This is a genomic window from Pedobacter sp. ASV28 (assembly GCF_016428855.1).
GTDB lineage: Bacteria > Bacteroidota > Bacteroidia > Sphingobacteriales > Sphingobacteriaceae > Pedobacter.
In genome coordinates this window covers 1-12,167 of sequence record NZ_JAELTN010000009.1, presented here as the reverse complement: position 1 = coordinate 12,167, position 12,167 = coordinate 1, and the positions used below count along the sequence as shown (strand labels likewise).

Genomic DNA, 12,167 nt, shown 5'->3' with positions numbered 1-12,167 from the left:
GAAAATGCAAAAAAAACCGTTTTGGAAGCTTAATGCACAGGTCCATCCAGTACTTATCACCTATTGAATAGCTGCGTAATTGGCTTCCGTAATTTTTCTCCAATAAGCCGTATCAATTTCAACAGCATGTGATGCCCTAAAAAACAGCGAAGGCGAAGTTTCGATCACGCCGTATTTCGATTTTCTTCGACCCACATCCACAATCTTGCCCTTTAAGCGAAAAGCCTTGTATAAATCTCTATAGTTAACCGTATCAGTATATAGTTTTCGGAAATAGTCTCTATCCTCAAAACGTAAATCGCTCACAGATAGCCGATTTGCAACTACACTAAATAGGTTCGTGGTGTCTACATCAACAACCAAATTTTCTGCTTTCTTAAGTATTTCATGGGGTAGATAGACGGTGCCACTATCTACAATAATGTCCTTACAGTCTGTACATTCATCATGATGGACAAGCACTGTCATCAGGCAGGTGTCGCAAACCACGTAGTTGCCACGAAATTCAATTGCGTTTTTTTTCGAAAGCGTTGGGCGCTTTTTGTTGGGGGTGTTACATGCTGCTATTGCGCATATGGATAACAATATTAGAGAATATAGCAGCCGAATTTCATTCATATCAAAGTTTTATCACATTAAAGCTACAAAAATGCTCAATTATTGTAAGCGGACCTGGTCAATATCCAAGAAAACCAAAACCCGTATTAATTTGATTTTCCCTGTATTTTTTAATAAATCAACATGCAACCCTTTTGTAAACCGCAGCGTCTTGCCTCATATGAAAAATGTTGCCGTTCACACCAAAGGCCTGTTCATTACAGGCATGCTCTTATTGTTTATTTTTAGCGCCAGCGCCCAAAGCGTGTTAACAGGTACCGTTAAGGACTTGCAGCATCGCCCAATTGCCTATTGTTCGCTCGGTATTAAAAATAGCAAGGCCGCCACCGTAGCAGATGAACGCGGTGCCTTCAGGTTGATCATCCCCGACAGCTTGGCCGATCGCAATTTGGTCTTTAGTGCAATTGGCTTTGTCGATAGGGAAATGTCTCCTGGCGAAATCAATAAACTAAAGGAGGGAACCGTGGTCATCTTGGAAGAAAAGATTTTTGATATGGCCGAGGTCGTCATTAAGGGAACTAAACTTAAAGAGAAAACAGTTGGACAACGGTCCCGCCCCATGATTACTTTTTCCAAGATGTTCGACCAGCACGTTCCCAGCATCGAGCAAGGTAATGTGTTTGAGATTGAGGAGCAGAGCCTTTTAAAAGCCTATAACTTCTACATTATGCCCAGTTCTAAATTCTCTTCCATTACTTTGAAACTAAACCTATATGCCGTAAGAAATAACCTTCCAGACACCAGCTTGCTTCGTGAAAATATCACGTATCGCACTACTGCCAAAGGCTGGCAACATATCGACCTTACGCCCTATCAACTTGGTTTTAATGGTATGGCCAAAATTGCCCTTACCTTGCAATTGGTAGAACATCAGCCGGATAGTACAAATACTTTTGTATTCGGAATTTCCGCAAAGAAAACCCTGTCAAAAGATTTACTTTTCCGCTACCAAAGTCAGGGAAACTGGGAAAACAATGCAGGGGCTTTTATTGCAAACTTGGAAATAAAGTACAATAAGGAGGTCGGAAAAGCTAAAAAGCCTGCTGAAAAGGTGGTAGAAGAAACCTCCGAAGTGAGCATGCTTGCTGATTATTATCACCATAAGGAAGCTGCCCAAAAAAGCGGATACGGGAAGCGCAAAAACGGCAGATTCATCGACCTGGATGATGCTAAGATTTACACGGAAGAATACGGGGAGGGCGAGCCGCTCCTGTTGCTCCATGGCAATAATGGCAGCATTTCGGATTTCTATCTTCAGATCCCATTTTTGGCTAAACATTTCAAGGTCATCGCCATCGATACACGGGGGCAGGGGCGAAGTACCGACCTTTCTACCCGTGCCTATAGTTATGATGGATTTGCAGCAGATTTGTATAAGATCATTTCTAAACTGGGCCTTAAGAAGGTGAATATCGTAGGCTGGAGCGATGGTGGAAATACCGCACTCAGCTTTAATCTTGCTCATCCAGAAATGGTTAAAAAAATAGTGGCCATTGGGGCTAACCTAAACCCTTCGGGTGTTAAAGACAGTTTAATTGCCTCATTTAAACAGCAGATCGAAGCAGATACGCTTCCTCAGCAGCATAAACTGATCAGGCTGATGCTCGAACATCCTCATATAGAGGCCTCACAATTGAAGCAGATCAGCAATCCGGTATTGGTGATCGCCGGTAGCGATGATGTCATCAAGCCGGAACATACCCAGCTTATCGCAAGCCAGATTAGCGGTGCCCAGCTCGAAATCATTCCTAATGCCACTCACTATGTTCCTTTCGAAAAACCAGCGCAGCTCAATCAGGCCATCCTCCATTTTTTAGCGCTTCCAGAAAAAAATAAAGACAGGCAGCGGAAATGATCGCCTAAATACCGTTTTTTCATTCTTGCCCGGTTAAAGCTGGATCTGTGGGCACCAGGCCTTGGCTCATGAATTCCAGCAGCTGCATAACCGTTTTGAACTGGGGTTGAGCAATTAAAAGCACATGCAAAGCAGCTAATTTCTATTGAATGTGCACCTGTTTTGAGTAGGCAAAAGCACATTCTGGCTTTGGCTCGGCCCCGGCACTAAGGTTTTGGCTAAGGATGGGTAATCGTGTTTCTATTGGTATATTACCTATTATTTGGTATTTGTTAAGTTGTTGAATATCAGTAATTTTATGTGGTAATAGACAAAATTATGCATTATGAAAAGAATTTTATTTTTTCTACTGACATTGGTAATGTCGCTAGGAGTTTCGCATGCCCAAAAACAAGAAGATAAAGTGGAAGCTTTCGAATTAAAAGGGATTGTTTCCTTAATCAACAATAGTTTAGAAAGAGCTTCTGAAGAGCTTGATGGTAGTATGCAGCCTAAATTACAATCTGCCGAGATTGCATTGAGTACCATTTATGATAAAGCTGGAGGTGGTGGCTTTAAGATCATTGCCAAAGCCTCTAAAAAATGGCAAATAGAAAAATCAACTACCTTAACTTTTAGTTATGAGAAAAGCGATCAAAAGGAGATGGTATCTCCTTCATTTGAGACGCATTTAAAAGATGCCGTTGTTTCCGCATCAAAACAATGGGCTGCGGCAAGCACTGGGGTTGCAGGTTTATCTAAAAAAGAGTTCTCTGTAGCGCTATCTTTTAGCTTGAAAAAAACTGGCTCTGCTGGTGTAGAGTTCGAAATATGGGGAATTGGTATCGACGCAACAGTAGATGTAGAGAAAACAGCAGCGCATAAAGTTACCCTTACATTTAAGTAAGTTTTTAAATTAGCAATATTAATAGGTATGGGTATTGTGATGAACGGGACCCATTTTTTATCAATTTTTGTATCAAGGCAAAAGTCAATTAACTCAAAAATTGATAAAAAATCAAGGCTGCTTAACCTGGCTTGCTCCAGCTCGATCAGGCTTTGAGCGCACAAAATGAGCTGTTGCACTTGCTCTCTGGACCTGTACCCATTTTATCGGTAGCGGTGCTTGTGTTTAATAATTAATTGGAGGAGTTTTTTTTGAATGAGTCCCAAGCAAATGCTTGCGCCAGAGGGGGGTGAGGTGGTTAAGAGATAGGTAAACAAATAAGATAATTTAAAAATGAGAAAATTACAGCCACTACCCCGTGGTAACAGCAGTCCCGCTTTCCACTATAGTCCCAATTTTTCATCGAGGGCTGTCGTTGCAATCGGGTTTATTTAACAAAAGCTGGTGATTGCCCTTGCTTAAAACCGAATGGCTGGAATGTCTAGCTGGCAAAGCGAGATCCCGATACGTCGGGAAACCCGCAACTCACAACTCACAACTAAACATATTTCCAGCTCGTTTGTTAAACTCATAGCTAATACATAAACGATGACCAATACCACTCACAAAATTACCAACCAACCTTCTCCTCAAGATGGGTTAGACAATACAGGTACACAAGGTTATGATTCCTTAAGTGACGATGCTTATACCGGTTCCGTAAAAACAGCTCAGCAAACCAGCAATGACCCAAATAAGCAGACCCCTATTACCATTAGCTCACCACCTAATGAAGGTGAAAAAATCATTTTCGATGTGTTGATTAACGAGAAATTAGCCCATGTGATTGTCACAAAGAACGGATCGTGCTTTCATATCAACCTAGATGGTAAAGATAAAGGGCGGTTTGAGCTATATGAGAATGGTAAAATTAAACGTTTCCCACAACCCAAAAGTGACAGTATAGACGATGATATTTATTTTGGCCCTATTGAAGGAAAACTAAAGGCGTTAAATAAATTAGCATAAAATGCGCATTTGTTTGTCATTTCCATATTCCCATCTTTCCCTTAAATTAGCGTAATGGATAAACATTTCGGTCCCAAACAACTAACCTCCCAAAAACCAAACAAGCAATTAACCATTTACTACCGCAACAAAAAAACATTACCCAGCGCAAGAGGCTTTGTCTTGGCATAGGGTGGAGGTGTTTAAATCTTGATGAAAACTTGTTACAGTTCTTCTGCTTCTCTATGCTGTGTTTTTATTCTACTTCGACATCATTTGTGTCTATTGTCGTAGTTGTGATTACGATATTGTTGCTGTATTATTTGTCGTAGTTCTTCCGCTAAAATTTCTTTTTCTACTTCTTTAAGCTATACTTTTATTCCTACTCCGACATCATTTGTACTTGTTGTCGGAGTTGCGGTTATGTTATTCGTTTCGCTACTACTATTGTTGTTGTTTATCTAATTCCCGAATCTTATAGCTAATAGTAGTAGAGCTTTTTTGTTTATTTTATCTGAATAAATCATTTTTAAAGCTAAATTCGCTGTTAATCCATCAAAATAACTTTTATATGAGAAAAAATCTAAATTCAATCCTCTTTCTTTTTAGAACAAATCACAAATGTGTTTTATTGCCGGTACTTATCCTTTTTTCTTCGCTATCTATTCATGCGCAGGTCATACGTTTTGTTAAGACAGGTGCTTCTGGTAATGGTACCTCTTGGAATAATGCCTTGGGTAATATACAAGCTGCTATTGATGTGGCCGATGCCGGCGATGAGATCTATATTGCTGCGGGAGAATACAAGTTAACTGCCAGTATCAATATTACCAAGGCAGTGAAACTATATGGGGGTTTTGCAGGTGCAGAAGCTAGTGTTATCTTTAGAAACGAAAGCTTAATGCATAGTACCAATGCTACAAGAATAACTGCCAATACTACGCTGAAAAATTGTCTAATTAATATTAACCCAACGCTTAACACTACCTCCATTATTCTTGATGGATTACACCTAAGTAATTCCACTTACGGGGCTATTACTATTGCCAGCGGTAACCCGCAAATAAACAAATGTAAATTTGAAAACAACACAGCTGTAGTGGGAGGTGCAATATACATTGCTCAGGGAGAAACCAGTGTGAGCAATAGCATATTTAATCAAAACAAGGCTAGTTTTGATAATCTTTATAGTGCTAACTATCCAATGCCCACAAATTGGACAATTACTAACTATTATTTGGATCCAAGTGCCGAAGTGAGTGGGTGGATAAACGGTGTGAATAAATATGTTGATAAAGAAAAAGCCATGTATTTTGATCTTTCTGCTAGAACGGAGAAGTATTTACACTATATCTATATTGGTTTTGGTAGGGCACAGAGCAGTAATCCAAATAAAGTGGTGCCAGTTAAAATTTACAACGGCACCAGTGGAACACCCGGAGCTCTAATAGGTAGCAAAAACTTAACAATGCGTACCATTATGGACGATGTTCAGGCAAATACTTACACCTACATCGATTTTGAAACTCCACTAGAATTGCCAGCCTCAAAAAAAATATTTATTAGTGTAGATTTAACCGACTTGCAATGGACTTCCTCGGTTAAAGACGTACTTAGCATTGTAAGTAATGCCAGTGGTCAAAGCAATCCATCGGCTACTTGGGAAAAAACAAGCAGCAACATATGGTACAGATATGATAATCCTAGTAGTTGGGGTGCCAATATTTCATTGCTAATACATCCATTTTTGAGCTCAACAGCGCTTAAAACCGAATTTTTAGCTACTGGTGGTGCCATTTATAATGCCACTACCAGCTCATTTAATGCGCTAAATTGTTTGTTTTACAACAACGAAGCGAATTATGGCGGGGCAGTGTTTAATAACGGTACAGCCAACCCTACATTGGACGCAAGCTTAGTTAACAATACTTTTTATAACAATAAAGCCAGTAGTGGTGGTGCTATTTATAACTATAATTATAGCGGCAATGCTAAGGCCTCCATTTACAATAACATTATATGGGGCAATATTGCCGATACATATAAAGATGTAGCTGAAGAGGGCAGTACCAGTGTCGCAAAAAATAACATTACGCAGGGCTATAAAGAGGGGATAGATTTGAATCAGAATATAGATCCTTTGTTTGTTAACCAAGCCAGTGGTAATTTTAACCTACAGGCAGGCAGCGCAGCTATTAATGCTGGCGATGCCAGTTTTATTGCAGGGGTAACTTCAGATTTGGCAGGTGCACAACGTATACAATTTAATGGTTTAGATCTGGGCGCTTATGAAAGTAGCCATCGTTCTGCCAATGCCTTACTTGCTAGTTTAAACCTTAGCGAGGGGACATTAAATCCACTGTTTAACAGCAATACATTGAGCTACAATATAGCGGTAGCTAGCACTGTTACTTCCGTTACGCTTACCGCGGTGCTAAAGGAGCTAAATGCCACGCTTGCCATTAATGACATGGCGGCAGTAAGTGCGCAGCCTAGCAATGCTATAAATTTAAGCGATGGCCAAAATACCGTTACGGTAAAGGTAACGGCACAAGACGGAACTACCATTAAAAACTACACGATAAACATTAATCGGCAAGCGGCATTGCCCGTGGAACTTTTAAGCTTTAAAGTGAAGGCGCAAGGGCAAAGTGCCAAATTGGAATGGACGACACAACAAGAGAAAAATAACCTTAGGTTTGATGTTTACAGAAAGGGAGATGAAGGCGAATTTGTGTTTATCGGTTCCCAAAAAGGAGGAGGAGATAGTAACTTAAAGCAACACTATGTGTTTTATGATACCAATCCATTAGCTGGTAACAGTTATTACCGTTTGGTACAGATAGATCATGATGGAAAACAGAAAGAGATAGGTGTAGCGCCATTTACTTTCGGTATGGGTAGCTCTATAGTAAATGTTTATCCAAACCCTACTAATCATTGGAGCAATATCAGCTTTCAGGCAGGTAAATATCAAAAAGCGATATTAAGCAATATTAATGGCAAAAAATTGATAGAGCAACAGTTGCAGAACACAGATCATTCCCTAAAGCTAAATTTAGCTAATTATACCGCTGGTTATTATGTTTTAACGCTTATAGGGCAAAAAGAACAAGACAGTAAAACCATAATTAAATTTTAGTTTTTGCACCATACCTAAAAGAGAAATAGCAACTATATATAAGGTCAACTTTCCTTATATACAGTTGCTATTTGCTGATCATACATCATTTGCTGTCGTAGTTACGATTATAGGTATTCCTCTTTCTGCTGTGATTATTTGTCGTAGTTCGTCTGCTTAAATTACTTTCCCTGCTTCTTTAAGCTATGCTTTTGTTCCTACTCCGACATTATCTGTATTTGCTGTCGTAGTTACGATGATGGGGAGAAGTTGAAGTGTGTAGAGGCTAAATTTTACATGGTTAAGGATTTGGAATATTAATGGTGTTAGAATAAAAATATTACCTCAGCAACAACACCATTACCCAGCGCAAGAGGCTTTAGCATAGGGGTGAGGTGTTTAAGAGATAGGTAAACAAATAAGATAATTTAAAAATTAGAAAATCACAGCCGCTACCCCGTGGCTACAGCAGCCCCGCTTTCCACTATAGTCCCGATTTTTCATCGGGAGCTGCCGTTGCAATCGGGTTTATTTAACAAAAGCTGGTGATCGCCCTTGGTTAAAATCGAATGGCCGAATGTCTAGCTTGCAAAGCGAGATCCCGATACGTCGGGAAATAGCCCGTCAAACCAATAACTCGCAACCCACAACTCATTTCCATATTCTCAATCTTTCTTTTAAATTAGCCTTAACCAAACCCGAAAAACTAAACACCAAGCATCTAAAAAACTAATCAATTTGCTCCAAAAATACGCCAAAGCTTTTTCACATCTTAAACGTGGATCCACGCCATACGGTGCGGCACCACATAAGCCCATTTTGCTGTTAACCCTCATCGAGCTCATCGAAAAAGGCATCGTAACCGATAACCGTATATTGGTAGATGCCCAATTGGTAGGTACCTTTAAAGAAAACTGGCAGTTGTTGGTTACTACAGCCAACATTGAAGACCTTACCCAACCATTTTACTATTTGCAGAACGATGGAGTAGACGGGAAATCTTTTTGGCTGCTTCACCCTAAGCCAGGTTACCAAATTAACCAGCCCATTAAGTCTTTAAGTAAATTAGCTGAAGCATGTGCATTTGGTGCTTTAGCTAATGAGCTTTGGTTACTTCTACTAGATGCCCAAAGTAGGGAGTTTTTGCGACAAGTATTATTAGACACCTACTTCCCAGAACAAGTAGTTTTCTTTCGGGCTGCAAAACAGGTTGGTAAAGAATATCTGCAATTACAGACCCAAAGTATCTTGAATGATGCTGCACCAAAATATGGCAAACGACGAGTATATACTACCGAGGAAATTATTGTACGTGATGGTTTATTCCAGCGCTGGGTAACGAATGCCTATGATTATCAATGTAGTTTCACGGGAATGAAGCTGAGCAATTCTTTTAACTATAACTTCGTTGATGCCTGCCATATCATTCCCTTTGCCCTAAGTTTTAATGATAGCCGTACCAACGGCATTGCCCTTTGCCCCAACATGCATCGAGCTTTCGACCGTGGCCTGCTCAGTATCGATGAAAACTACCGCATCTTAGTATCCCAACATGTAACTGAAGATACAACCCATCCTTATGCACTCAACGCATTAAAAGGGAAGCGCATCATATTACCGCAACAACAAAACCATTACCCCGCGCAGGAAGCTTTGGCTTGGCATAGGGGAGAGGTGTTTAAGGGGTAGGTAATGACTGCAAAAAGAAAAGCTTACGGAAACAAAAGTTATTTTTAACATTGATTTGATCGATCACTGGAATCTGAAAAAGCATTCTTTATATTTTGTTTAGACAGCAAATCTAAGCCGTATTATTAAAATTGATGAAATTTCCTTTTCAAAATATGTTAAGATATATTCGATACAAGGTATTTCTAACTTACTTAGAATGAGCGTTGGCATTTTAGTGAAAAGCACTGGATCCATATGGCAAAACATATACAAGGTTATTTGAATATGACGTTCACATAATGAAGTTGCAAATATTACCTTACGTTCGTCCCACTTTTTGAAACGATTTATATAAATCTTCGTATCTTTACGTTTTTATCTATATTAATCGTGAACTATATCGATCTCTTTGCTGGTGCAGGAGGCCTTTCTGAAGGTTTCAAACGGGCAGGTTATACACCTATTGCCCATGTAGAGATTGATGAAGCTGCTTCCTATTCACTAAGGACTAGAGCAGCCTATTACCACCTCAAAGAGAATAATCAGTTTGATACTTACCTCTCTTACCTGAGAGGTGAAATTCCAAGAAACGAGCTTTACAGTAAAATACCTGAAGAAGTACTAACTTCCGTAATCAATTTAGGTATTGGCGATGAAAACAATACTGAAATATTTAACCAAATAGATCGAAGTCTAGATGGTAACAGAGAGGTAGACCTCGTTGTTGGCGGGCCGCCTTGTCAAGCTTATTCACTAGTAGGAAGAGCAAGGTCTGAGCATAACATGAAGAAAGACCCACGTAATTTTCTTTATGTGCAATACGCTAATTATCTAGAAAAATACCAACCTAAAATGTTTGTATTCGAGAACGTATTAGGACTAAAATCTGCTGGGGGTGGGGTGTACTTACAGAATATGGAAAAGCTTTTTAACAAAAAAGGTTACAACATCCATATCTTCTCAGTGAAAGCAGAAAACTTCGGCGTATTACAGAAACGTAGGCGTTTAATCATCATTGGCTGGCGACAAGATTTTATACCTAATCTACCAGATTTAGATAATTACGAAAGTGGCTTAACTTCAAACGTATCTAGTTTATTTGCCGACTTGCCTATCATACAAGCTGGAGAGGGAGCAGATAAATTCTCTGAATACACTCAAGATAGAAATGATTATTTAGCGGCTGCACATATTCGTAACGGCATTACCACGCTTACTCAACATATAGCTAGACCGCATAGATTACAGGATAAGGAAATTTATCGTATTGCTGTTGATAAGTGGAATAATCAAAAAGAACGTCTAAACTACAATGATTTGCCCGATTATTTAAAAACCCATGAAAATAGAACCTCATTTTTTGATAGGTTTAAAGTAGTAGCTGCAGACTTGGATGCATCACAAACCGTAGTGGCACACATTGCAAAGGATGGACATTATTATATCCATCCTGATGAATTGCAAAATAGGTCTATATCCGTTAGAGAAGCTGCTCGCTTACAGTCTTTCCCCGACGATTTTTACTTTGAAGGTATAAAAGAAGGAGCAAATCGTACCGCTGCTTTTAAGCAAATTGGTAATGCTGTACCGCCTTTAATGGGCAAAAAAATAGCAGATAATTTATCTACTATTTTTTAAAATTAAAATATCCAATTGAAGGATTATCTAATTCTCCTATCAACATTGCTCTGTCAAGCAACATATTTGATTCTTCACAACAAGTTTCGGGTAACAAGGCACAATTATGACATGCTGCAAGATTGCATGAGTTCGGTCCCTGACCAAGACTGTCAATACAGATTGGGTCGCTTGAACACCACCTTGCATTTTCAATCGCATTGTAAACTATTGTTTCAAGATTGCCTGGTTTGCCTTGTCTTACAAGTCCACCTAATGAACCTTCTGAATCACCGGATGCGGTATAAATCAGAACTCCATTCATGGTGTCGTCCGGAAATTCAAGATTACAATAAATCCTTTCTCTCAATGCAGAGCTTCCGTAACCACATTCGTAACTGAATTGGTTAATCACCAAATGGGCAAAGGTATGAATCAAAACAAATTCAGGTTTGATTTCTCTGCGTTTATGTCCCTTTGCTTCCCGTGGTCTGTTGTAATTGTCGGATAAGAATTTTGTTCTCTTTTTCACTTCTTCATTATCTGACCATGCTTTCAAACGTTTATCGTTAAACTCGAAGAATACTCCTTCTCCTCTCACAACGATTGCCGGAAGCCATTCAATTTTTTGTCCAAGTTTGATGAAGTTCTTTTTCTCTGTTAAAGATTTTCCGTCATCTGGAAGCCATCTTGAAAAACCAACGAATGCCCTTGTCTCTCTCAGCTTATGCAACAAACCAATACTTGTAAATTCATTGCAGATTGCTCCGCCTGTTTCCAAATCATCATAAGTATTCGCCTGATTTTTCGTAACAAAGAAATCTTGGTTTTCTCCCCCTGCTTCTGCAAGTATTGCATCGTATTCCATCTTGCGGTATTTCTCCTCCGAATCATCAGCCGTTGAATTGTCAGCACCTGAAATTCTTTTTGTTGCTGCTTCCAATAACTTTTCTGTGTAGAGTTCTTTTTTCTCCTCTGCAAAATTTCTTTCTGCAACTAATTCAAATCTCATTCTTTGAAAATTTCCGTTCTCCATTCCGGTTGTGAGAAATCCCCAATTCTTTTCCAGCACTTCAACTAATCTTCTGTCAACTGATTTTTCCCATTGAGGCAAATAAATTGAACTGCGAACCTGTGAGAAGTAAACATTGGATGCACCCTTTTGAACTACAATTAAATTTTCTCCGCAATGAGAAGCATTATTTCTTTCTACTTCCTGACCCAACCACGGTCTGCCACCGGAACAAGTAATTCCAATTTTGGTTAGTGAATTCTCATTGAATGCACCTGCCATTGTTTTGTGCACTCCGCAACTGCAAGTGATTTCAATACCTGACAATGCACCTGAACTTCTTCCTGCCCTCAATCTCAAATTATGTTGTCCTTCGGGTTGTGTTCCTCCATGCACCCCT

At 39.4% G+C, this 12,167-nt stretch carries 8 protein-coding genes; 6 read left to right on the top strand and 2 right to left on the bottom strand.

The window, feature by feature from the left end; genetic code table 11:
- Positions 1-60: 60 nt before the first annotated feature.
- Positions 61-468, bottom strand: a complete 408-nt coding sequence (locus JHD79_RS04765; protein ID WP_199118065.1) for a hypothetical protein — start codon at positions 466-468, stop codon at positions 61-63.
- Positions 469-778: 310 nt separating this feature from the next.
- Here JHD79_RS04765 and JHD79_RS04760 point away from each other — a divergent pair, with 310 nt between their 5' ends.
- The 6 genes from JHD79_RS04760 to JHD79_RS04735 all read left to right on the top strand — a co-directional run bounded on the left by JHD79_RS04760 (position 779) and on the right by JHD79_RS04735 (position 10,776).
- Positions 779-2,473 (top strand): alpha/beta fold hydrolase, encoded by a 1,695-nt coding sequence (locus JHD79_RS04760; RefSeq protein WP_233164568.1) that lies wholly within the window; start codon positions 779-781, stop codon positions 2,471-2,473.
- Positions 2,474-2,798: 325 nt separating this feature from the next.
- The gene (locus JHD79_RS04755) at positions 2,799-3,359 is read left to right on the top strand and encodes a hypothetical protein (protein WP_199118063.1); all 561 of its coding nucleotides are present in this window, start codon (positions 2,799-2,801) and stop codon (positions 3,357-3,359) included.
- 588 nt (positions 3,360-3,947) lie between these two features.
- Positions 3,948-4,367 carry a hypothetical protein gene (locus tag JHD79_RS04750; RefSeq protein ID WP_199118062.1) on the top strand — a complete coding sequence of 140 codons (420 nt, stop codon included), beginning with the start codon at positions 3,948-3,950 and terminating at the stop codon, positions 4,365-4,367.
- 550 nt (positions 4,368-4,917) lie between these two features.
- Positions 4,918-7,488, top strand: a complete 2,571-nt coding sequence (locus tag JHD79_RS04745) for a cadherin-like beta sandwich domain-containing protein (RefSeq protein WP_199118061.1) — start codon at positions 4,918-4,920, stop codon at positions 7,486-7,488.
- 717 nt (positions 7,489-8,205) lie between these two features.
- Positions 8,206-9,156 (top strand): HNH endonuclease, encoded by a 951-nt coding sequence (locus JHD79_RS04740; RefSeq protein WP_199118060.1) that lies wholly within the window; start codon positions 8,206-8,208, stop codon positions 9,154-9,156.
- A 372-nt stretch (positions 9,157-9,528) separates the two neighbouring features.
- A complete protein-coding gene (locus JHD79_RS04735; protein WP_199118059.1) occupies positions 9,529-10,776 on the top strand; it encodes a DNA (cytosine-5-)-methyltransferase in 1,248 nt (415 codons plus the stop codon).
- Here the strand turns inward: JHD79_RS04735 and drmB are convergent.
- Positions 10,766-12,167, bottom strand: a 1,402-nt coding sequence (drmB, locus tag JHD79_RS04730; RefSeq protein ID WP_199118058.1) for a DUF1998 domain-containing protein, incomplete at its 5' end; no start/stop codon positions are given. The genes JHD79_RS04735 and drmB overlap by 11 nt on opposite strands.

Excerpts from the sequence above, each read along its gene's own strand:
- JHD79_RS04765 (WP_199118065.1), bottom strand. The coding sequence starts at position 468 with ATGACAGTGCTTGTCCATCATGATGAATGTACAGACTGTAAGGACATT.
- JHD79_RS04760 (WP_233164568.1), top strand. The coding sequence starts at position 779 with ATGAAAAATGTTGCCGTTCACACCAAAGGCCTGTTCATTACAGGCATG.
- JHD79_RS04755 (WP_199118063.1), top strand. The coding sequence starts at position 2,799 with ATGAAAAGAATTTTATTTTTTCTACTGACATTGGTAATGTCGCTAGGA.
- JHD79_RS04750 (WP_199118062.1), top strand. The coding sequence starts at position 3,948 with ATGACCAATACCACTCACAAAATTACCAACCAACCTTCTCCTCAAGAT.
- JHD79_RS04745 (WP_199118061.1), top strand. The coding sequence starts at position 4,918 with ATGAGAAAAAATCTAAATTCAATCCTCTTTCTTTTTAGAACAAATCAC.